Raw genomic sequence first — 20,512 nt, 5'->3', positions numbered from 1 at the left:
TGTGGAGCCGCGATGGCGCCCGATTTGCCGGCGCGAGCGGCTACAATGGCCGCCATCTGCTTGAAGGAGTTTTCCGTGGAGAAATTCAAGGGCGCACTGGTGGTAGGCTTCCTGCGGTTGTTCGCCATGCTGCCGTGGCGCGCGGTGGGCGCATTGGGCGCCGGTATCGGCTGGCTGATGTGGAAGCTGCCCAACCGGTCCCGCGAGATCGTGCGGATCAACCTGTCGCACTGCTTCCCCGAGCTGTCCGAGGCCGAGCTGGAAAAACTCGTCGGCCAGAGCCTGATGGACATCGGCCGCACCCTGACCGAGAGCGCCTGCGCCTGGATGTGGTCGCCGCAGAAGTCGCTGCAGTACATCCGCGAAGTGGAAGGCATGGAAGTGCTGGAAGAGGCCCTGGCCTCCGGCGACGGCCTGGTCGGCATCACCAGCCACCTGGGCAATTGGGAAGTGCTCAACCACTTCTACTGCTCCTACGCCAAGCCGATCATTTTCTACCGCCCGCCGAAGCTCAAGGCGGTGGACGACCTGCTGAAGAAGCAGCGCGTGCAGCTGGGCAACCGCGTCGCGCCCTCCACTCCCGAAGGCATCAAGAGCGTGATCAGGGAAGTGAAGAACGGCGGCTGCGTCGGCATCCCCTGTGACCCGGAACCGGACCTCGGCTCGGGCCTGTTCGTGCCCTACCTGGGCACCACCGCGCTGACCAGCAAGTTCGTGCCGTCGCTGCTAGCGCGCGGCAAGGCCCGTGGGGTGTTCTTCCACGCCGTGCGCCTGCCCGATGGCAGCGGCTACAAGGTGATCCTCGAAGCCGCCCCGGCGGACATGTACGACAAGGACATGGAAGTGTCGGTGGCCGCGCTCAGCCGCGAGCTGGCCAAGTACGTGCGCGCCTATCCGAGCCAGTACATGTGGACCATGAAGCGCTTCAAGAAGCGCCCCGAAGGCGAGGCCAGGTGGTACTGAATCTTTCCCTGACGATGTAGCCGGTCTGAAGCGGTTCGCGAGCAAGCTCGCTCCTACGAAGAGCACGCCGGCATGGATCTGTAGGAGCGAGCTTGCTCGCGAACCGGCTCAGGCACCGCCGTTGCCAGGAGCTCGCGAAACAGGTTTCCTTTCACACGTCTGCCTTGCCCGCCCATAAGCCAGGAACAACCCATGCTCGGCCTGCCGACCACCGCCACCGCGCCGTTCTGTCCCTCGGAAGTCAAAGGCAGCATCCAGGTCGCGGCCGGCGCGCCGTTGTGGAAGCGCATCCTGCAGTTCGCCGGCCCCGGCCTGCTGGTCTCCATCGGCTACATGGACCCGGGCAACTGGGCCACCGCCATCGAGGCCGGCTCCGGCTTCGGCTACCAGCTGCTGTTCGTGGTGCTGCTCTCCAGCCTCGCCGGCATGGTCCTGCAGTGTTTGGCGATGCGCCTGGGCATCGTCACCGGCCAGGACCTGGCGCAGCTTTCGCGCAGCCGCTACAGCCTCGGCGCGGCGCGCCTGCAGTGGCTGCTGGCGGAGCTTTCCATCGTTGCCACGGACCTCGCCGAAGTGCTCGGCTGCGCTCTGGCCTTCCACCTGCTGCTGGGCGTCGACCTGGTCACCGGGGTGATCCTCACCGCTTTCGACACGCTCATCGTGCTCGGCCTCAAGGGCCAGCGCTTCCGCCACCTGGAAGCGATCATGCTCGGCCTGATCGTCACCATCAGCGGCTGCTACCTGGTCGAGCTGATCCTCATCAAGCCCTACTGGCCCGATGTCGCCGCCGGCTTCCTGCCGAGCTGGGACGCCGTCACCCAGCGCGAACCGCTGTACCTGGCGATCGGCATCCTCGGCGCCACGGTGATGCCGCACAACCTCTACCTGCACTCCTCCATCGTGCAGACGCGGCAGGTCAGCGGCACCAACGGCAAGGCCGCGGCGATCCGCCTGACGCGCATCGACACGGTGGTTTCGCTGAGCCTCGCGCTGATGGTCAACGCGGCGATCCTGATCCTCGCCGCCGCAGCCTTCCATGAGACGGGCCACACCGGCGTCACCGAAATCCAGGACGCCTACCGCCTGCTCGAACCGCTGGTGGGCACCGGTCTGGCGGCGATCCTCTTCGGCGTCGCCCTGCTCGCCTCCGGGCAGAGTTCCACCTTCACCGGCACCATCGCCGGGCAGGTGATCATGGATGGCTTCCTGCAGATGAAGATTCCCTGCTGGCAGCGCCGCCTGATCACCCGCGCCCTGGCCTTGATCCCGGCGCTGATCGGCGTGCTGATGCTGGGTGACAAGGCCGTGGGCAAGCTGCTGGTGTTCAGCCAGGTGGTGCTCAGCCTGCAGTTGCCGTTCGCGCTCTGGCCGCTGATCCGCTTCACCAGCGACCGCGCGCTGATGGGTGAATTCGCCAACTCGCTGCTCACCCGCGTGCTGGCCTGGGGCTTGTTCTGCGTCATCAGCGCAGCCAATCTCTGGCTGCTCGTGCAACTGCTGGCTTGACCTGACCCACAGGTTTCAGGCCCATTAGTGCGCTGACATTCAGGACGGATGCCATCCATGGCCAACCAAAGGCAGTACCCGCGTACCCCGATGAAGTGCCGGATCAAGATCAGCCATCCCAGCTTCGGTGATGTGTTCGGCCATACCCGTGATCTGTCCGATGGCGGCGTCTACGTCCGTCATGAAGTGCTCGCCGCGCTGCCGGCCGGCACGCGGGTGACCGGCCAGGTGCAGGACATGCCCTTCGATGCGCCGATCCTGGAGATGGAAGTGATGCGCACCGACGCCGAGGGCGCGGGCTTCCGTTTCGTCGGCAACGCCTGACCCCCGCTGCGAACTGCTTTCTGTAGGAGCGAGCTTGCTCGCGAACCCAAGCCCCGCAGCGGAGTTTGTTCGCGAGCAAGGGCTAGGCGCCCCCCTCGGTCCTACGAAGAGCAAAATCCGATCAATTCGCCTCGTTCACCGCACTCAGGAAGGCCCGCGTCCGCTCATGCTGCGGATGGCCGAAGAACTGCTGCGGGCTGCCCTGCTCGAGGATGCTGCCCTGGTGGAAGAAGCACACGCGGTCAGCGAATTCGCGGGCGAAGCCCATCTGGTGGGTGACCATGAGCATGGTCAGGTTGTGCTCGCTGCCCAGCTTGCGCACCACGTTGAGCACCTCGCCGCACAGCTCCGGGTCCAGCGCCGAAGTCACCTCGTCGAACAGCATCACCTTGGGCCGCATCGCCAGCGCGCGGGCAATCGCCACACGTTGCTGCTGGCCGCCGGAGAGCTGGGACGGATAGTGATCGAGCTTGTTGCCCAGGCCGACCATCTCCAGCAGCTCCACCGCCCGCTCGCGGGCTTCATCGCGGCGCATGCCGAGCACCTGCACCGGCGCCTCCATCACGTTGCGCAGCGCGCTCATGTGCGGGAACAGGTTGAAGCACTGGAAGACCATGCCGATCTTGCTGCGCACCTTGCGCACGTGGCTTTCCGGCGCGCGCACCAGGTTGTCGTTGCGCTTGAGGTGGGTCAGCGGTTCGCCGTCGACTTCGATCAGCCCGCTGTCGATGGTTTCCAGGGTCATCAGCGCGCGCAGCAGGGTGGATTTGCCCGAGCCGCTGGGGCCGATGATGGCGACCTTCTCGTGGGCCTTCACCTCCAGGTTGAGGTCCTTGAGAACGCTGAAGCTGCCGTAGCTCTTGCACACATTGCGGAAGCTGACCATTGGCTGGGCCGTCTCGGCGCGCGCGGCCGGGGCATCCTGGCTGGCCACGCGGGGTGCAGACTGTAGGGAGTGAACGGACATCGGAGTACCTCCAGAAGAGTCGGTCATGGCAGCGCCGTGCGTTTTTCCACCTGGCGCACGACGCTGGCCAGGCCGATGGAGATGAGCAGGAAGAACACCCCGACCAGGGTGATCGGCTCCAGGTAGCGGAAGCTGTCGGAGCCGATGTTCTTCGCCTGCTGCATGATTTCCACCACGGTGATCGCGGAGAGCACCGGGGTGTCCTTGAACATGGCGATCAGGTAGTTGCCCAGCGCCGGCAGCACCGGGCGGATCGCCTGGGGCAGGATCACCTCGCGGTAGGCCTTGAACGGCGAGAAGTTCAGCGCGGTGACCGCCTCCCACTGCCCGCGCGGTACCGCTTCGAGGCCGGCGCGGTACACCTCGGCGGTGTAGCAGGCGTAGTGCAGGGCGATGCCGATCGTGCCGGCCACCAGGGCGGTCATGCTCAGCCCGTAGGTCGGCAGTACGTAGAACAGGAAGTACACCTGGATCAGCAGCGGCGTGCTGCGGATGAACTCGATCAACCAGGCCGCCGGCCATGACAGCCAGATGTGCCGGCTGCGCCGGGCGATGGCGAACAGCAGGCCGAACACCACCGCCAGGGCGAAGCCCACCAGGGTGATGGCGATGGTCCGCAACGAGGCGTGCAGCAATTGCGGGAGGATCTGCCAGGCGAAGTCCCAGTCGAAGAATTTCATCACAGGCCTCCGCGGATTCGGCCGTGCCCCAGCCAGCTTTCGAGGCGGCGCATGAGGAAGACGATGACCTGGGCCATGACGAAGTACAGCACCAGGGTGAGCAGGAAGATCTTCATGGTCTCGAAGGTGGCCTGGTCCAGCTGGCGTGCGCGGAAGGTCAGGTCCGAGAGGGTGATCAGCGACACCAGCGAGGTGTTCTTCAGCAGCTCGATCAGCAGGTTGGTGCCCGGTGGGATCGCGCAGAGCAGCGCCTGCGGTAGGATGATCCGGCGAAAGCGCGTGAACGGTGACATGTTCAGCGCCAGCGAGGCTTCGTACTGCCCCTTGGGCACCGAGCCGATGGCGCCGCGCATCACTTCCGCGCCGTAGGCGCCGATGTGCAGGCCCAGGCCGATGATCGCCACGCTGTAGGCGCTCATCTCCAGGTTGAACGGCGGCAGCGGCAGCACGAAGTACAGCCAGAACAGCTGCACCAGCAGCGAGGTGCCGCGAAACAGCTCGATGTAGGCGATGGACACCCAACGCACTGCCGGCCACGGCGACAGCCGGCCGAGGGCAGCGATGATGGCGGCGGCGACCGCCAGCAGGGAGCCGAAGACGGTCACCTGGACGGTGATCCAGGCGCCCTCCAGCAGCAGAGGAAGCAATTCACCCATGGTACGTATCCCGTTGCGACAGGTTCGACCAAACGGCCGGGCAGGCGCGCCCTATGCCAGCGACGCGCCCCGCCCGGTCACTGTTTGCAGAGCTCGGCGGCGGTCTTGTCGGTGACGTTGGACTTGTCGAAGCCGAACGGCTTGACCGTCGCCAAGTGCTCGGCGCCGCCCAGCCATTGCTTGAGCTGGGCGTTCACGGCATCGCGCAGGTCTTTGTCGTCCGGGCGGAAGGCCAGGGCGCCGTAGCCGATGTGCGACGGATCGTCCTTGAAGTCTGCGATGGCTTCCACCGAGTCGCCGCCTTTCGCCGCCAGGCCCTTCATGGTCAGCGCGGTGCCGACGCTGGCGTCGGCGCGGCCGGCGCGTACGGCCTGCAACTGTGCAGTGGTGTCGGGCACCTGGACGATCTGCTCTTCCGCCACACCCTCGGCGCGGGCGTAACCCAGCTCGGCGGTGCCGGACATGATCGCCAGCTTCACGTCCGGGTTGTTCTTCACGTCGGCGTAGCTGTGCAGGTTCTTCGGGTTGCCCTTCTTCACCAGCAGCGAATCGGGAATCTGGTAGTGCGGGTCGGTGAAGATCACCTGCTGGCAGCGTGGCGGGGTGATGTACATGCCGGCGGCGATGACGTCGAAGCGCCCGGCGCGCAGGCCGGGGATCAGCGCGCCCCATTCGGTCAGCACCGGCTCGATCTTCTTCACACCCATTTTCGTGAAGATCTGCGTGGCGATTTCCGGGGATTCACCGGTGACCTTGCCGGAGGTCTCGGTGTAGGCGAACGGCGCTTCGTTGGCGTAGCCGATGCGCACGGTGCCAGTGCTCTTGATGCGTTCCAGGGTGGTTTCGGCGTAGCTGCCGGCGCTGGCGACAGCGCAGGCCAGCAGGGTGCAGGCAAGACTCAGGCGGCGCAGGAAAACAGGGGCGGTACTCATCTTCGGATCTCCTGATCTTCTCTTGCCGAACGCGGTTGGCGTGCGGCGATGGATGGCAGGTAGCAATGTCGTACGACTGTTGTTCTTGTAGGTCGGGCCCCGGGTGGGGCCTTCCGAAGTTCTTGCGCCGCTGTCGAGGGCGACAAGCTCGACGCCAGACTAAGCCGCGGCGCCTTGCGGCTGTTCCTGATCGACAACCCCGCGGCGGGAAAAAGCCACCGTCGCGACGAACGCATCCGCAGGTTTTTTCTGCGCGGGCCGGACAATGCGGCTCGATGTGCTGCCCGGTGTCCTGCGCCCGAGCATACAAAAGGGGTCGAAGCGGCGACATTGCACTAGGACAATTGCCGCCGGTGTGCCGGTCCGTCACTCTGGACCCCTGACCAGACGGAGCGCTGAAGATGGAAGCCTGGCGTCGCGCCCTGGCCGACCTGCGGGTCGGCGAATCCAAGTACAAGACCCTGGTGCAGGCCATTGCCGGCGATATCGAGCAGGGCCGCCTGAGCGACGGCCAGCGCCTGCCGCCGCAGCGCCACGTCGCCGACGGCCTGGGCATCAGCGTGCAGACCGTGACCAACGCCTACAAGGAACTGGAGCGCCAGGGCCTGGTGCGTTGCGAGGTCGGCCGTGGCAGCTTCGTCACCCGGCGGATGACCGAGGGCATGGCCCACTACATGGTCGATCACCCCGAGCGCGCGCTGGTGGACTTCTCCATCGCCAGCATCGTCCACACCCGCGAGCATGACCGCCTGTGGCAGGACAGCTGCCGCGAGCTGGCGCAGGAAACCGACCAGCCGTGGATGCGCGCCTGCCGTCCGGTGGCCGGCTTCGACGCGCACCGCGACGCCGGGGTGAAATGGCTGGCGCAACTGGGCCTGCAGCGCGAACGCGACGACGTGCTGATCACCAATGGCGCGGCCCACGGCATCTTCCTCGCCCTCGCCTCCCTCGCCGGGCCGGACGACGTGGTGCTCTGCGAGCAGCTCACCGACCACGGCGTGATCGGCAACTCCCAGGTACTCGGCTTCACCCTCAAGGGCGTGGAGATCGACAAGCAAGGCATCGACCCGGAGCACTTCGAAGACCTCTGCGCCAACGAGCGCATCACCGCGCTGGTGTGCACGCCCAACCTGAACAACCCGACCTCCTGCCTGATGCCCGACACGCGCCGCCGCGAGATCGCCGCCATCGCCCAGCGCTATGGCGTCTACGTGATTGAGGACGACGTCTACGGCCCGCTGCTCGGCGAACGCGGCTTGCCGCCGCTCAGCCACTACCTGCCGGATTTGTCGTTCTACTGCACCAGCTTCACCAAGAGCGTGCTCACCGGCCTGCGCATCGGCTACCTGGCCATGCCGCGGCGGCTGGCGCTGCGCACCGAGAGCATCCTGCGGGTGAACAGCTGGATGGGCACACCGTTGCTGGCGGAAGTGGCGGCGCGCTGGATTCACAACGGTAACGCCCAGGCATTGATTGGCCTGCAGCGTCGCGTGCTGGAGAAGCGCCAGGGGCTGGTGCGCGAATACCTCGGCGACTACCTGCGCGGTTGCGATCCGCATTCGCTGAGCGCCTGGATCGGCATCCCCGAACACTGGGAACTGGATAGCCTGGTGCGCGAGCTGCGCCATCGGCACATCGCCGTGACGCCGCCCGATCCGTTCATGGTCCGCGGCACCCCGCGGCCGCGCGCGGTGCGCCTGTGCATGGGCGCCGAATGCAGCGACGAGCGCATGGCCAGCGCCCTGGAAGACATGCGCGAACTGTTCGGTCAGTACCCGAAGATCCACGACTTCTGAAGCCGAAATCTCCCTGTAGGAGCGAGGGGGACGCCATCGTTATTGCTCGCGAATGGATTTCCCGGCGACATCGGGATTGGGCGGGTTCGCGAGCAAGCTCGCTCCTACACATATCCGCCCTACGGTCTGTACTCAGCTTCACCGTAGGAGCGGACTCCGTCCGCGATAGGTCCGCATCGCGCCTGATGCCATCGCGGACGGAGTCCGCTCCTACGAGAGACCCTCCGAGAACGATATCGTCCTAGTACATTCATCGCGACAATTTCCCGCCCCTACACTCGGCCCCACTGCATTCCCCGGAGGCCGAGATGGAGCCGATTCCCCTCGTCGAGCTGTACCGTGCACGCCAGCGCATCCAGGGCCTGGTGCGGCAGACGCCGCTGGAACATTCGCCCAGCCTGTCGCGCCTGCTCGGTGCGCCGGTGTACCTCAAGCTCGAATCGCAGCAGATCACCGGCAGCTTCAAGCTGCGCGGCGCGAGCAACGCCATTGCCCAGCTCGACGACGAGCAGAAGACCAGGGGCGTGGTCGCCGCCTCCACCGGCAACCACGGCCGGGCGCTGGCCCACGCCGCGCGGATGCTCGGCGTGCACGCCACCATCTGCCTGTCGAATCTGGTGCCGGCGAACAAGGTCCAGGCGATTCGCGAGCTGGGCGCCGAGGTGCGCATTGTCGGCCACAGCCAGGACGACGCCCAGGCGGAAGCCGAACGGATTGCCCGCGAGCAGGGCGCGGCATTGCTGCCACCCTTCGACCATCCGCAGATCATCGCTGGCCAGGGCACCCTCGGCCTGGAAATCCTCGAACAGCTACCGGACGTGCGCCAGGTGCTGGTGCCGCTCTCCGGCGGAGGCCTGTTCGGCGGCGTGGCGCTGGCGCTCAAGCACGTCGACCCGACTATCCGCGTGCACGGCATCAGCATGCGCCGTGGCGCCGCCATGGCTGCCAGCCTCGCTGCCGGCCACCCGGTGGAAGTGGAAGAACTGCCGACCCTGGCCGATTCCCTCGGCGGCGGCATCGGCCTGGACAACCACTACACCTTCGCCCTGGCCCGCGACTACTGCGACCAGTTGCACCTGCTCGACGAACCCTCCATCGCCGCCGGCATCCGCCACGCCTACCGCGAGGAGCGGCAGGTGGTGGAAGGCGCCGCCGCAGTCGGCATCGCCGCCCTGCTGGACGGCCTGATCGCCCCGCTCGGCCCGGTGGTGGTGATCGTCAGCGGCCGCAACATCGCCATCGAACAACACCAGCAGATCCTCGAGGAAACCGCCCATGGCTGACGTCACCCTGCTCAGCGAAGCCGACCTGCGCGCCTGCGTGGCCATAGACCGGGAGAGCCTCGACGCCGTCGAACAGGCCTTCCGCCTGCTCGCCACCGCGTCGGTGGCGATGCCGCCGATCCTTCGCCTGGACGTGCCCGAGCACAACGGCGAAGTCGACGTGAAGACCGCCTACCTGCCCGGCCTGCCACGCTTCGCCATCAAGGTCAGCCCCGGCTTCTTCGACAACCCCAAGCTCGGCCTGCCCAGCCTCAACGGCATGATGATGCTGCTCTCCTCGCGCACCGGCCTGCTCGATGCGCTGCTGCTGGACAACGGCTACCTCACCGCCGTGCGCACCGCCTGCGCCGGTGCGGTGGCGGCCAAGTGGCTGGCCCGCGAGGATTCGCGCCAGGTCGCGCTGATCGGCGCCGGCGAACAGGCGCGTTTGCAGCTCAAGGCGCTGTGCCTAGTGCGGCCCATCGAAGCTGTCAGCGTCTGGGCGCGGGACCTCGACAAGGCGCGGCACTGCGCGCAGGAGCTCAGCACCAGCCTGGGCATTCCGGTCAGCGCCTGCGCCAGCATCGGCGAAGCGCTGGAAGGCGCCGACATCGCCATCACCAGCACGCCCAGCCGCGAGCCGCTGATCCAGAAGGAGCACCTGCGCCCCGGCCTGCACATCACCGCCATGGGCTCGGACGCCGAGCACAAGAACGAGATCGCCGCCGACGCCCTGGCGGCAGTGGACTGCTACGTCGCTGACCGCCTCAGCCAGACCCGGGTGCTGGGCGAACTGCACCACGCGGTGCAGGCCGGCAGCGTCAGCCCGGATGCCGACTTCGCCGAGCTGGGCCAGGTCATCGCCGGGCAGCGCGAAGGCCGCCGCCGCGCCGAAGACATCACCCTCTGCGACCTCACCGGCACCGGCGCGCAGGACACGGCCATCGCCGGCCTGGCCTTCCAGCGGGCGCAGCGGATGGGCAAGGGATTCCGTTTCAGTAGCTGAAAAATTTCGTCCCGCTTCGCGGGAAGAGCGCCCTCACCCTAACCCTCTCCCGCAAGCGGGAGAGGGGACCAATCGGTGCAGGCTGAAGCCGCAGCGTCAGCCGGCTCGGACTGCCCCCTCTCCCTCCGGGAGAGGGCTGGGGTGAGGGGATTGCACAGGCACGGGCTGTCCGGAAGAGGCCCGTAACAGGTTCCCCAAGAGGATTTCCGCATGTCCGAAATCGTCGTCAACCTCCCCTTTAGCCGGGAGGAATACGCCCAGCGGATCGCCAAGGTCCGCGCCAGCATGCAGCAGCGCGGTATCGAACTGCTGCTGGTCACCGACCCGTCGAACATGGCCTGGCTCACCGGCTACGACGGCTGGTCCTTCTACGTGCACCAGTGCGTGCTGCTGGCGCTGGACGGCGAGCCGGTCTGGTTCGGTCGTGGCCAGGACGCCAACGGCGCGCGGCGCACGGTGTTCATGCAGGCCGACAATATCGTCGGCTACCCCGACCACTACGTGCAGTCCACCGAGCGCCATCCGATGGACTACCTCTCCCGCGAGGTCATCGCCGCGCGCGGCTGGGCCGGCAAGAGCATCGGTGTGGAGATGGACAACTACTACTTCAGCGCCGCCGCCTTCCGCTCGCTGCAGGCCAACCTGCCGAGCGCGAAATTCGTCGACGCCACGGCCCTGGTGAACTGGCAGCGCGCGGTGAAATCGCCGCGGGAGATCGAGTACATGCGTGTCGCCGCGCGCATCGTCGAGAAGATGCACGCGCACATCGTCGAACGCATCGAACCGGGCATGCACAAGAACGAGCTGGTGGCCGAGATCTACAGCACCGGCATCCTCGGCGCCGATGGCCACGGCGGCGACTACCCGGCCATTGTCCCGCTGCTGCCCACCGGTGCCGACGCCAGCGCACCGCACCTGACCTGGGACGACACACCGTTCGAGCGCGGCGCCGGCACCTTCTTCGAGATCGCCGGGTGCTACAAGCGCTACCACTGCCCGCTGTCGCGCACGGTGTTCCTCGGCAAGCCACCCCAGCATTTCCTCGACGCGGAAAAGGCGGTGGTCGAAGGCATCGCTGCCGGCCTGGATGCGGCCAAGCCGGGCAATACCACGGGGGATATCGCCCGCGCCTTCTTCGGCGTGCTGGAGAAGTTCGGCATCCACAAGGACAGCCGCTGCGGCTACCCCATCGGTATCAGCTACCCGCCGGACTGGGGCGAGCGCACCATGAGCCTGCGCCCGAGCGACAACAGCGTGCTCGAACCGGGCATGACCTTCCACTTCATGCCCGGCCTGTGGATGGACGACTGGGGCCTGGAGATCACCGAAAGCATCCTCATCACCGAGCGCGGCGTGGAGACCTTCTGCGACTACCCGCGCCAGCTGTTCGTGAAGGAGTGAGGCGATGACCCATGCACTCGACAAGCCGCTGCGCGAGAACCCCATCGCCGCCAGCGTCGACTTCCAGCGCGACGGCGTGCAGCACGGCCACCTCAAGCTGCCCTACTCGCGGGACGATTCGGCCTGGGGCGCGGTGATGATCCCGATCTGCGTGGTGAAGAACGGCGAAGGCCCCACCGCGCTGCTTACCGGCGGCAACCATGGCGACGAATACGAAGGCCCGGTGGCGCTAAGCCGCCTGGCCCAGGAGCTGCGCGCCGAGGACGTGCGCGGCCGGGTGATCATCGTGCCGTTCATGAACACCCCGGCGTTCCTCGCCGGCAAGCGCACCTCGCCGATCGACGCCGGCAACCTCAACCGCAGCTTCCCCGGCCGTCCGGACGGCACGGTGACGCAGAAGATCGCCGACTACTTCCAGCGCACCCTGCTGCCGCTGGCGGACGTGGTGCTGGATATCCATTCCGGCGGCCGCACCCTCGACTTCCTGCCCTTCGCCGCCTGCCATGTGCTGCCGGACAAGGCCCAGCAGCAAGCCAGCGAGGCGCTGATGCGCGCCTTCGCCGCGCCCTTCGCCATGCGCATGCTGGAGCTGGACGCGGTGGGCATGTACGACACGGCGGCCGAGGAGCAGGGCAAGATTTTCGTCACCACCGAACTGGGTGGCGGTGGCAGCAGCAGCGCGCGCACCGTGGCCATCGCCCGGCGTGGCGTGCGCAATGTGCTGGTGCAGGCCGGCATCCTGCGCGGCGAAGTGGAGCCTGCGCCGTCGGTGATGCTCGACATGCCTGACGGTGACTGCTTCGTCGCCAGCGAACACGGTGGCTTGCTGGAGATGTGCCGTGACCTGGGCGACAAGGTCGAACGCGGCGAAGTGCTGGCGCGGGTGCACGATGTGTTGCGCACCGGCGCGGCGCCGGTGGAGTACCGCGCCAGGCGCAGCGGCATCCTCGCCGCGCGGCACTTCCCCGGCCTGGTGCAGAGTGGCGACACCCTCGCGGTGGTTGCCGAGGTGCTCGACTGAGCCGCGCGGGAGGCACGCATGATCAAGCTCGACCGTTATGACCTGAAGATCCTGCGCATCCTCGCCGGCGACGGGCGCATCACCAAGTCGAGCCTGGCCGAGGCGATCAACCTCTCGGTCAGCCCCGCCTGGGAGCGCGTTCGCAAGCTGGAGGAGGCCGGGCTGATCAAGGGCTACCGCGCGCAGATCGACTGGCCGGCATTGTTCAAACAGCAGCAGGTGCTGGTGGAAATCACCCTGGCGCGGCACACCGCGCAGGACATGAAGCGCTTCGAGCAACGCCTGCAACAGGCGCCGGAGGTGGGCTTCTGCTACGCCACCGGCGGCGGGGTGGACTACATAGCGATGATCCAGGCGCGCGACATCGACCATTACCAGCGTTTCATCGACCAGCTGCTGCTGGAGGACGTCGGCATCGAGCGCTACTTCACCTACATCGTCACCAAGGTGATCAAGACGCTGGATGCGGCAATCCCCGCCGAGGCGCTGGAGGTGGGCTCTTCGTAGGAGCGAGCTTGCTCGCGAACGGATTTTCCGTTGGCGTCGGCGCTGGGCGGTTCGCGAGCAAGCTCGCTCCTACAGTTACCTCGGGCCTCGCACCTGTGGTTGAACAAAATTTGCGCAACAAATCCTGACTTCCAGGTCCGGATCGTATACAATGCGCGCCGCTCGGCATGGTGCCGGGCATGGGTTCCCTCACCCCATCGACGAAAAAGGCCCAAAGCATGTCGGCATCCCTTCCGGCGGCAAGGCGCGGCGCACTCGCCGGCCTGGTCGCGTTCCACATCCTGATCATCATCGCCAGCAACTACCTGGTGCAGCTGCCAATGACCCTGTTTGGCTGGCACACCACCTGGGGCGCGTTCAGCTTCCCGTTCATCTTCCTGGCCACCGACCTCACCGTCCGCCTGCTCGGCAAGCGCCCGGCGCGGCTGGTCATCGCGCGGGTGATGATCCCGGCGCTGCTGGCTTCCTACCTGATCTCGGTGGTGTTCCAGGAAGGCGCCTTCCACGGCTTCGCCGCCCTGGGCGAATTCAACACCTTCGTCGCGCGGATTTCCCTGGCCAGCTTCCTCGCCTACGTGTTCGGCCAGATTCTCGACATCCAGGTCTTCGACCGCCTGCGCCGCATGCGCCAGTGGTGGATCGCCCCGGTGGTCTCGACCCTGTTCGGCAACCTGCTGGACACCTTCACCTTCTTCTCCATCGCCTTCTGGCACAGCGACAACGCCTTCATGGCCGAGCACTGGGTGGAGATTGCCTGGGTCGACTACGGCGTCAAGCTGGCGGTCATGCTGATGCTCTTCGTACCGCTCTACGGCATGTTGCTCAGCGCCATCACCCGCAATCTGCGTCGTGCCGCCACGGCCTGACGCCACCCGAAAAAGCCCAACAGCGGCGGCAGAACTGCGAAAAGATTTGCCGTCGCCATCCCCCGCTTAGGAAAAAACCGCGCGCCTCCGGCCCCTAGCATGGTCTCCATGCCAACCGTCCGGGAGCCGCCGCCATGTCCTTCGCCCATCCCCTGCTGTTCAAGTCGCTCTGCTATGTGAACGGCCACTGGCTGCACAGCGCCAGCGGCACCAGCATCGCCGTCGACAACCCCGCCACCCGCGAAGCCATCGGCCATGTGCCGCTGCTCGACCGCGAGCAGATAGTCGCCGCAGTGGATGCCGCTGCCGCCGCCTTCCCTGCCTGGCGTGCACGCACGTTGGACGAGCGCGGCGCGCTGCTGCGGCGCTGGGCCGAGCTGATTCGCCAGCACCGCGAAGACCTCGCGCAGATCCTCAGCCTGGAACAGGGCAAGCCGCTGGCCGAAGCCCTTGGCGAGATCGACTACGCCGCCAGCTTCATTCCCTGGTTCGCCGAGGAAGCGCGGCGGCTGAACGGGCGCAACATCCCCAGCCACATCCCCAACGCACACTTGGGCACGGTGGTCGAGCCGGTGGGCGTCGCCGCCCTGCTGACGCCGTGGAACTTCCCCGCGGCGATGATCACCCGCAAGGCCGCCGCCGCCCTGGCCGCTGGTTGCAGCGTGGTGGTCAAGCCGGCCCACGAGACGCCCTACTCCGCCTTCGCCCTGGCGCAACTGGCGGAAGAAGCCGGCTTCCCCGCCGGGGTGTTCAACGTGGTGCTCGGCGAGCCGCAGATGGCCATGGAAACCCTGGTCGGCGACAGCCGCGTGCGTGCGGTCAGCTTCACCGGCTCGACCCGGGTGGGGAAACTCGTGCTGCAGGCCGCCGCCCAGGACGTGAAGAAAGTCGCCCTGGAACTGGGCGGCAACGCGCCGTTCATCGTGCTGCCCGATGCCGATCTGGAGCAGGCGGTGCAGTTCGCCATCGATGCCAAGTTCCAGACCTCCGGGCAGGACTGTTGCGCGGCCAACCGCATCCTGGTCGCCCGCGAACTCTACGAACCCTTCCTGCAGCGCTTCGCCCGCGCCGTGCGCGAGCTGCACGTCGGCCCGGCCAGCGACCCGCGCAGCCAGATCGGCCCGCTGATGCACCAGGGCGCCTTCGACGTCACCTGCGAGCGCGTGCAGGACGCCATCGCCCAGGGCGCGCGCCTGCTCGCTGGCGGCGAACCCCATGCGCTGGGCGGCTGGTTCCATCAGCCCACCGTGCTGGCCGATGTCACGCCGCAGATGCGCATCTGGCGCGAGGAAAACTTCGCGCCCATCGCCGGCGTCAGCGCGTACGACGACCTGGACGAAGCCGTCCGGCAGGCCAACGACACCGAGTACGGCCTGGCCGCCTACCTTTGTGGGCAACGCCTGGATCACATCTGGCCGCTGATGCGGCGCCTGGAATTCGCCATGGTGGCGGTCAACGGCGCCAGGTTCACCGGCCATCCCATTCCCTTCGGCGGCATGAAGGCCTCGGGCCTGGGCCGCGAAGGCGGCAGCGAGGGCTTCGAGCCCTTCGTCGAAACCAAGTACTTCGCCCTGCACCACGGCGCCATCTGACCGGGAGACCCTCGCCATGACCGACTACGCCCAACTGTTCGAAGACGACCGCGCGCACTTCATGCACCCCTCGACCCACGCCCACGATCACGCCAGCGGCGCGCTGCCGGGACGGATCATCACCGGCGCCTCCGGCGTGCGCATCCGCGACCACCAGGGCCGCGAGCTGCTCGATGCCTTCGCCGGCCTGTACTGCGTGAACATCGGCTACGGCCGCACCGAAGTGGCCGACGCCATCCATGCCCAGGCCACGCAGCTGGCCTATTACCACACCTACGTGGGTCACTCTTCGGAGGCGATCATCGAGTTGTCCGCGCGGATCATCCGCGACTGGGCGCCGGCCGGCATGAAGAAGGTCTACTACGGCCTCTCCGGCTCCGACGCCAACGAAACCCAGGTCAAGCTGGTGCGCTACTACAACAACGTGCTGGGCCGGCCTCAGAAGAAAAAGATCCTCTCGCGCCAGCGCGGCTACCACGGCTCGGGCATCGTCACCGGCAGCCTCACCGGTCTGGCGAGCTTCCACCAGCACTTCGACCTGCCGGTGGAAGGGGTGAAGCACACGCTCTGCCCGCACTTCTACAAGGCCCCGGCCGGCATGGACGAAGCCAGCTTCGTGCGCCACTGCGCCCAGGAACTGGAAAACCTGATCCTCGCCGAAGGCCCGGACACCGTGGCGGCCTTCATCGGCGAGCCGGTGATGGGCACCGGTGGCATCATCGTCCCGCCCAAGGGCTACTGGGAGGCGATCCAGGCGGTGCTGGCGAAATACGACGTGCTGCTGATCGCCGACGAGGTGGTCTGCGCCTTCGGCCGCGTCGGCGACAAGATGGGCAGCCAGCGCTACGGCATGCGCCCGGACCTGATCACCACCGCCAAGGGCCTGACCAGCGCTTATGCACCGCTGTCGGCGGTAATAGTTGGCGAGAAGGTGTGGGACGTGATCGACAGCGCATCGACCCGCGAGGGCGCCATGGGCCACGGCTGGACCTACTCCGGTCACCCGATCTGCGCGGCAGCGGCGCTGGCCAACCTGGACATCCTCGAACGGGAAAACATTACCGCCAATGCGGCGGACGTCGGCGGCTACCTCAACCAGCAACTGCGCCAGACCTTCGAAGGCCACCCGTTGGTGGGCGAGGTGCGCGGCGACGGCATGCTGGCGGCGCTGGAATTCATGGCCGACCGCGAGGCGCGCACGCCTTTTGATGCGGCGCTGAAGGTCGGCCCGAAGGTTTCGGCGGCCTGCCTGGAACGCGGCATGATCGCCCGCGCCATGCCCCACGGCGACATCCTTGGCTTCGCCCCGCCGCTGGTGCTGACCCGCGCCGAGGCGGACGAGATCATTGGTATCGCCAAGGCGGCGGTGGATGCGGTGGCGGCTGAGGTCTTGTAAGGACTGTCGTAGGAGCGGATTCATCCGCGATGTGTCACCGGCCTGCTCGGAGCGGCCGGGAGTCGATCGCGGACGGAGTCCGCTCCTACGCACCTTGCCGCTTCGGTAGCGGCGATGAAAAAAGCGCGCTTACGTGCCCTTGGTCTGGTAGTGCTGTAGCGGCTCTTCGTAGGACCGAGGGGGGCGCCTAGCCCTTGCTCGCGAACCGCATAACACCGTGCCTGCCCGGTTCGCGAGCAAGCTCGCTCCTACAGGTAATGCTACCGGGCAGCTCGGAGCGGCCGGGAGTCGATCGCGGATGAATCCGCTCCTACACGCCCTTGGCTTTATCCAGCTTGCGCAGGAACACCGTCATTTCCTTCTCCGCCTGCTTGTCGCCATGGGCTTGTGCGGCGGTCAGGCCATCGGTCCAGGCCGCGCGCGCAGCATCGAGGTCGCCCTGGGCCTGCAGCGCCTTGCCCAGCAGCTTCCAGGCGGCGGAATACTTCGGGTCCTGCTCCACGCAGCGGCGCAGGTGCTCGGCGGCCTTCACGGCGTCGCCTGCATCCAGGTAACCCTTGCCGAGGCCGAAGCGCAGCAGCGAGTTGTCCACGCCCTTGGCGAGCATCTTTTCCAGCGATTCGATCATGGCGGTCTCCGTCAGCAGGCCGCCATTGTGCCCCATTAGCGCTGCCCCAGGCTCAAGTGCGCCAGAACGCGGGCGTCAGCAGGATCAGCAGGGAGAACACCTCCAGCCGCCCGAGCACCATCGCCAGGCTCAGCACCAGCTTGGCGCTGCCGGGCAGGTTGCCGTAGTGCGCCGCCGCATCGCCCAGCGCCGGGCCCAGGTTGTTCAGGCAGGAAGCGAGGGTGGAGAAGGCGGTGAGCTGGTCCACGCCCAGGGCCAGCAGCACCAGCATCAGGGTGACGAAGGTCACCAGGTAGATCGAGAAGAACGCCCACACCGACTCAACCACCCGGTCCGGCACCGTGCGCCGCCCCAGCTTCACCAGGAACACGCCGTTGGGATGCAGCAGGCGGAGGAACTCGCGCATGCCCTGGCGGTACACCAGCAGCATGCGCATCACCTTCATGCCGCCACCGGTGGAGCCGGCGCAGGCGCCGATGAAGGTGCTGTAGAGCAGCAGGTAGGGCAGCAGGGTCGGCCAGCCGCTGAAGTCGGCGAGGCCGAAGCCGGTGGTGGTGGCTACCGAGACGACCATGAACGCGGCATAGCGGATCGACTGCAGCGGCGTCTCGTAGTGATGGTGAGCGACCAGCGTCGCCGCGGTGATCAGGAACAGCGCCAGCAGGATGCCCAGGTAGGCCCGGCACTCCGGGTCCTTCAGGTAGTGACGGAGGTGGCGCTGGCGCCAGGCCATGAAGTGCAGGCTGAAGTTGATCCCGGAAATCACCAGGAAGGCGATGCAGATCAGCTCGATCAGCGGGCTGTCGAAGAAGCCGATGCTGGCGTCGTGGGTGGAGAAGCCGCCGATGGCGATGGTCGAGAAACTGTGGCCGACGGCATCGAACAGGTTCATCCCCGCGGCCCAGTAAGCCAGCGCGCAGGCCAGGGTCAGGCCGCAGTAGATCAGCCAGAGGGTCTTGGCGGTGTCGGCGATGCGCGGCGAAAGCTTCTGGTCCTTGAGCGGGCCGGGCATTTCCGCGCGGTACAGCTGCATGCCGCCGATGCCCAGCATGGGCATCACCGCCACCGCCAGCACGACGATGCCCATGCCGCCCAGCCACTGCAGCTGCTGGCGGTAATAGAGGATCGCGTGGGGTAGCGCGTCCAGCCCGGTGAGCACGGTGGAGCCGGTGGTGGAGAGGCCGGAGAAGGACTCGAACAGCGAGTCGATCACGCCCATGTGCGGCGCGCTCGACAGCGCGAACGGCAGCGCGCCGAAGGAACCCAGGACGATCCAGAACAGCGCGGTGACCAGGTAGCCGTCGCGGATGCGCAGGTCGCCCTTGTGCTGGCGGAACGGCCACCAGATCGCCGAGCCGGTCAGCAGGGTCACCAGGAACGACAGGGCGAACGGCCGCCAGGTGGACTCGTCGTAGCAGAGGTCGATCAGCAGCGGCGGCAGGTGGGTGGTGCTGAACAGCATCAGCAGCACGCCGAGGATGCGGGCAATGGAGGCGTAGCGCATGGCCGTGGTCAGACAGACAGGAACAGGCCGCGCAGGGTGCCAAGGCAGACTCTGAGGCGCAGTAGGATGTGTCTGAAAGGTACGGCGGAAAGTCCTGCCGGGGCCGCTTCAGCAGCGGCCCCGGAGGCTCAGAAGAAGGTCAGGCCGGCCTGGAACAGTCGCTCGACGTCGCGGATGCGCTTCTTGTCGACTACGAAGAGGATCACGTGGTCGCCGGACTCGATCTGCGTATCGCTGTGGGCGATCAGCACATCGTCGTTGCGGATCACTGCGCCGATGGTGGTGCCCGGCGGCAGCTGGACTTCGTTGATCTTGCGGCCGATCACCTTGCTCGACTTGGCGTCGCCGTGAGCGACCACCTCGATGGCCTCGGCGGCGCCGCGGCGCAGGGAGTGCACGCTCTCGATATCGCCGCGGCGCACGTGGGTCAGCAGGGTGCCGATGGTGGCCAGCTGCGGGCTGATGGCGATGTCGATCTCGCCGCCCTGCACCAGGTCGACGTAGGCCGGGTTGTTGATCAGCGTCATCACCTTGCGCGCGCCCAGGCGCTTGGCCAGCAGCGAGGACATGATGTTGGCCTCGTCGTCGTTGGTCAGCGCGAGGAACAGATCGGTCTCGCCGATGTTCTCTTCCAGCAGCAGGTCGCGGTCCGACGCGCTGCCCTGCAGCACGATACTGCTGTCGAGGGCGTCCGAGAGGTGCCGGCAGCGCGCCGGGTTCATCTCGATGATCTTCACCTGGTAGCGGTTCTCGATGGCCTCGGCCAGGCGCTCGCCGATGTTGCCGCCGCCGGCGATGATGATCCGCTTATAGCTGTCCTCCAGCCGGCGCATCTCGCCCATCACCGCGCGGATGTGGGCCTTGGCGGCGATGAAGAACACTTCGTCGTCGGCCTCGATCACCGTGTCGCCCTGGGGAATGATCGGCCGGTTGCGCCGGTAGATCGCCGCCACGCGGGTGTCCGCGTTGGGCATGTGCTCGCGCAGCTGCCGCAATTCCTGGCCCACCAGCGGGCCGCCGTAGTAGGCGCGGATGCCCACCAGCTGGGCCTTGCCCTCGGCGAAGTCGATCACCTGCAGGGAGCCGGGGTATTCCACCAGGCGCTTGATGTAGTTGGTCACCACCTGCTCGGGGCTGATCAGCACGTCCACCGGGATGGCTTCCGGGTCGAACAGGCCGGCGCGGGTCAGGTAGGCCGCCTCGCGCACGCGGGCGATCCGCGTGGGGGTGTTGAACAGGGTGTAGGCGACCTGGCAGGCCACCATGTTCACCTCGTCGCTGTTGGTCACCGCCACCAGCATGTCGGCGTCGTCGGCGCCGGCTTGGCGCAGCACCGTGGGGAACGAGGCCTTGCCGTGGACGGTACGGATGTCCAGGCGGTCGTTGAGGTCGCGCAGGCGTTCGCCGTCGGTGTCGACGACGGTGATGTCATTGGCTTCGCTGGCGAGGTGCTCGGCCAGAGTGCCGCCGACCTGGCCGGCACCGAGGATGATGATCTTCATGGA

Annotated in this window: 19 protein-coding genes; 12 read left to right on the top strand and 7 right to left on the bottom strand. The window is 66.9% G+C overall.

Features of this window, described 5'->3' with window-relative positions; translation table 11 throughout:
• The first annotated feature begins 75 nt into the window (after positions 1-75).
• The 3 genes from QO207_RS01950 to QO207_RS01940 all read left to right on the top strand — a co-directional run bounded on the left by QO207_RS01950 (position 76) and on the right by QO207_RS01940 (position 2,793).
• Positions 76-963: a lysophospholipid acyltransferase gene (locus QO207_RS01950; RefSeq protein WP_301479068.1), complete on the top strand. Its 888-nt coding sequence runs from the start codon at positions 76-78 to the stop codon at positions 961-963.
• 192 nt (positions 964-1,155) lie between these two features.
• A complete protein-coding gene (locus tag QO207_RS01945; RefSeq protein WP_301479067.1) occupies positions 1,156-2,469 on the top strand; it encodes an Nramp family divalent metal transporter in 1,314 nt (437 codons plus the stop codon).
• A gap of 57 nt (positions 2,470-2,526) precedes the next feature.
• Entirely contained in the window at positions 2,527-2,793 is a 267-nt protein-coding gene (locus QO207_RS01940; protein WP_301479066.1) for a PilZ domain-containing protein, read from the top strand.
• A gap of 121 nt (positions 2,794-2,914) precedes the next feature.
• On the opposite strand, the gene ehuA is transcribed toward QO207_RS01940, so the two are convergent.
• From ehuA to ehuB, 4 genes are all read right to left on the bottom strand, one after another.
• The gene (gene ehuA, locus QO207_RS01935; RefSeq protein ID WP_301479064.1) at positions 2,915-3,760 is read right to left on the bottom strand and encodes an ectoine/hydroxyectoine ABC transporter ATP-binding protein EhuA; all 846 of its coding nucleotides are present in this window, start codon (positions 3,758-3,760) and stop codon (positions 2,915-2,917) included.
• Between the two features lie 23 nt (positions 3,761-3,783).
• Positions 3,784-4,440: an ectoine/hydroxyectoine ABC transporter permease subunit EhuD gene (gene ehuD / locus QO207_RS01930; RefSeq protein ID WP_301479062.1), complete on the bottom strand. Its 657-nt coding sequence runs from the start codon at positions 4,438-4,440 to the stop codon at positions 3,784-3,786.
• On the bottom strand, positions 4,440-5,096 hold the full coding sequence (ehuC, locus tag QO207_RS01925) for an ectoine/hydroxyectoine ABC transporter permease subunit EhuC (RefSeq protein WP_301479061.1): 657 nt from the start codon (positions 5,094-5,096) through the stop codon (positions 4,440-4,442). The genes ehuD and ehuC overlap by 1 nt, the downstream gene beginning before the upstream one ends.
• Before the next feature lie 77 nt (positions 5,097-5,173).
• Positions 5,174-6,028 carry an ectoine/hydroxyectoine ABC transporter substrate-binding protein EhuB gene (ehuB, locus tag QO207_RS01920; protein WP_301479059.1) on the bottom strand — a complete coding sequence of 285 codons (855 nt, stop codon included), beginning with the start codon at positions 6,026-6,028 and terminating at the stop codon, positions 5,174-5,176.
• Positions 6,029-6,429: 401 nt separating this feature from the next.
• Between ehuB and QO207_RS01915 the strand changes: the two genes are divergently transcribed.
• The 9 genes from QO207_RS01915 (at position 6,430) to QO207_RS01875 (ending at position 16,875) form a co-directional block, all read left to right on the top strand.
• Positions 6,430-7,824 carry a PLP-dependent aminotransferase family protein gene (locus QO207_RS01915; RefSeq protein ID WP_301479058.1) on the top strand — a complete coding sequence of 465 codons (1,395 nt, stop codon included), beginning with the start codon at positions 6,430-6,432 and terminating at the stop codon, positions 7,822-7,824.
• Positions 7,825-8,132: 308 nt separating this feature from the next.
• Complete coding sequence (eutB, locus tag QO207_RS01910; RefSeq protein WP_301479057.1) at positions 8,133-9,107, top strand: hydroxyectoine utilization dehydratase EutB; 975 nt, start codon at positions 8,133-8,135, stop codon at positions 9,105-9,107.
• Positions 9,100-10,092 carry a cyclodeaminase gene (locus QO207_RS01905; RefSeq protein WP_301479056.1) on the top strand — a complete coding sequence of 331 codons (993 nt, stop codon included), beginning with the start codon at positions 9,100-9,102 and terminating at the stop codon, positions 10,090-10,092. Before eutB ends, QO207_RS01905 begins: the two co-directional genes overlap by 8 nt.
• A 210-nt stretch (positions 10,093-10,302) precedes the next feature.
• Complete coding sequence (gene doeA, locus QO207_RS01900; RefSeq protein WP_301479055.1) at positions 10,303-11,493, top strand: ectoine hydrolase DoeA; 1,191 nt, start codon at positions 10,303-10,305, stop codon at positions 11,491-11,493.
• Between the two features lie 4 nt (positions 11,494-11,497).
• Positions 11,498-12,514, top strand: a complete 1,017-nt coding sequence (doeB, locus tag QO207_RS01895) for a N(2)-acetyl-L-2,4-diaminobutanoate deacetylase DoeB (protein ID WP_301479054.1) — start codon at positions 11,498-11,500, stop codon at positions 12,512-12,514.
• Between the two features lie 18 nt (positions 12,515-12,532).
• Positions 12,533-13,021, top strand: a complete 489-nt coding sequence (locus QO207_RS01890) for an Lrp/AsnC family transcriptional regulator (protein ID WP_301479053.1) — start codon at positions 12,533-12,535, stop codon at positions 13,019-13,021.
• Positions 13,022-13,239: 218 nt separating this feature from the next.
• Positions 13,240-13,887 (top strand): 7-cyano-7-deazaguanine/7-aminomethyl-7-deazaguanine transporter, encoded by a 648-nt coding sequence (locus QO207_RS01885; protein WP_301479052.1) that lies wholly within the window; start codon positions 13,240-13,242, stop codon positions 13,885-13,887.
• A gap of 134 nt (positions 13,888-14,021) precedes the next feature.
• Positions 14,022-15,479, top strand: coding sequence for an NAD-dependent succinate-semialdehyde dehydrogenase (locus QO207_RS01880; protein WP_301479051.1), 1,458 nt, complete (start codon positions 14,022-14,024; stop codon positions 15,477-15,479).
• A 16-nt stretch (positions 15,480-15,495) separates the two neighbouring features.
• On the top strand, positions 15,496-16,875 hold the full coding sequence (locus QO207_RS01875; RefSeq protein WP_301479050.1) for an aspartate aminotransferase family protein: 1,380 nt from the start codon (positions 15,496-15,498) through the stop codon (positions 16,873-16,875).
• Between the two features lie 310 nt (positions 16,876-17,185).
• On the opposite strand, the gene QO207_RS01870 is transcribed toward QO207_RS01875, so the two are convergent.
• The 3 genes from QO207_RS01870 to trkA form a co-directional block, all read right to left on the bottom strand.
• A complete protein-coding gene (locus QO207_RS01870; RefSeq protein ID WP_301479049.1) occupies positions 17,186-17,503 on the bottom strand; it encodes a tetratricopeptide repeat protein in 318 nt (105 codons plus the stop codon).
• Between the two features lie 52 nt (positions 17,504-17,555).
• Positions 17,556-19,007 (bottom strand): TrkH family potassium uptake protein, encoded by a 1,452-nt coding sequence (locus tag QO207_RS01865; RefSeq protein ID WP_301479048.1) that lies wholly within the window; start codon positions 19,005-19,007, stop codon positions 17,556-17,558.
• 128 nt (positions 19,008-19,135) lie between these two features.
• Positions 19,136-20,509, bottom strand: a complete 1,374-nt coding sequence (gene trkA / locus QO207_RS01860; RefSeq protein WP_301479047.1) for a Trk system potassium transporter TrkA — start codon at positions 20,507-20,509, stop codon at positions 19,136-19,138.
• Positions 20,510-20,512: the final 3 nt, after the last annotated feature.

The sequence above is a fragment of the Pseudomonas sp. CAN1 genome (assembly GCF_030462585.1).
In the GTDB taxonomy this organism is placed as follows: domain Bacteria; phylum Pseudomonadota; class Gammaproteobacteria; order Pseudomonadales; family Pseudomonadaceae; genus Pseudomonas.
The sequence above is the reverse complement of the archived record's forward strand: the minus strand, read 5'-3'. Positions and strand labels throughout refer to the sequence as shown.

What these genes read in the sequence shown, in the direction of transcription:
- QO207_RS01945 (WP_301479067.1), top strand. Translation starts at nt 1,156, where the DNA reads ATGCTCGGCCTGCCGACCACCGCCACCGCGCCGTTCTGTCCCTCGGAA.
- QO207_RS01940 (WP_301479066.1), top strand. Translation starts at nt 2,527, where the DNA reads ATGGCCAACCAAAGGCAGTACCCGCGTACCCCGATGAAGTGCCGGATC.
- ehuA (WP_301479064.1), bottom strand. Translation starts at nt 3,760, where the DNA reads ATGTCCGTTCACTCCCTACAGTCTGCACCCCGCGTGGCCAGCCAGGAT.
- ehuD (WP_301479062.1), bottom strand. Translation starts at nt 4,440, where the DNA reads ATGAAATTCTTCGACTGGGACTTCGCCTGGCAGATCCTCCCGCAATTG.
- ehuC (WP_301479061.1), bottom strand. Translation starts at nt 5,096, where the DNA reads ATGGGTGAATTGCTTCCTCTGCTGCTGGAGGGCGCCTGGATCACCGTC.
- ehuB (WP_301479059.1), bottom strand. Translation starts at nt 6,028, where the DNA reads ATGAGTACCGCCCCTGTTTTCCTGCGCCGCCTGAGTCTTGCCTGCACC.
- QO207_RS01915 (WP_301479058.1), top strand. Translation starts at nt 6,430, where the DNA reads ATGGAAGCCTGGCGTCGCGCCCTGGCCGACCTGCGGGTCGGCGAATCC.
- eutB (WP_301479057.1), top strand. Translation starts at nt 8,133, where the DNA reads ATGGAGCCGATTCCCCTCGTCGAGCTGTACCGTGCACGCCAGCGCATC.
- QO207_RS01905 (WP_301479056.1), top strand. Translation starts at nt 9,100, where the DNA reads ATGGCTGACGTCACCCTGCTCAGCGAAGCCGACCTGCGCGCCTGCGTG.
- doeA (WP_301479055.1), top strand. Translation starts at nt 10,303, where the DNA reads ATGTCCGAAATCGTCGTCAACCTCCCCTTTAGCCGGGAGGAATACGCC.
- doeB (WP_301479054.1), top strand. Translation starts at nt 11,498, where the DNA reads ATGACCCATGCACTCGACAAGCCGCTGCGCGAGAACCCCATCGCCGCC.
- QO207_RS01890 (WP_301479053.1), top strand. Translation starts at nt 12,533, where the DNA reads ATGATCAAGCTCGACCGTTATGACCTGAAGATCCTGCGCATCCTCGCC.
- QO207_RS01885 (WP_301479052.1), top strand. Translation starts at nt 13,240, where the DNA reads ATGTCGGCATCCCTTCCGGCGGCAAGGCGCGGCGCACTCGCCGGCCTG.
- QO207_RS01880 (WP_301479051.1), top strand. Translation starts at nt 14,022, where the DNA reads ATGTCCTTCGCCCATCCCCTGCTGTTCAAGTCGCTCTGCTATGTGAAC.
- QO207_RS01875 (WP_301479050.1), top strand. Translation starts at nt 15,496, where the DNA reads ATGACCGACTACGCCCAACTGTTCGAAGACGACCGCGCGCACTTCATG.
- QO207_RS01870 (WP_301479049.1), bottom strand. Translation starts at nt 17,503, where the DNA reads ATGATCGAATCGCTGGAAAAGATGCTCGCCAAGGGCGTGGACAACTCG.
- QO207_RS01865 (WP_301479048.1), bottom strand. Translation starts at nt 19,007, where the DNA reads ATGCGCTACGCCTCCATTGCCCGCATCCTCGGCGTGCTGCTGATGCTG.
- trkA (WP_301479047.1), bottom strand. Translation starts at nt 20,509, where the DNA reads ATGAAGATCATCATCCTCGGTGCCGGCCAGGTCGGCGGCACTCTGGCC.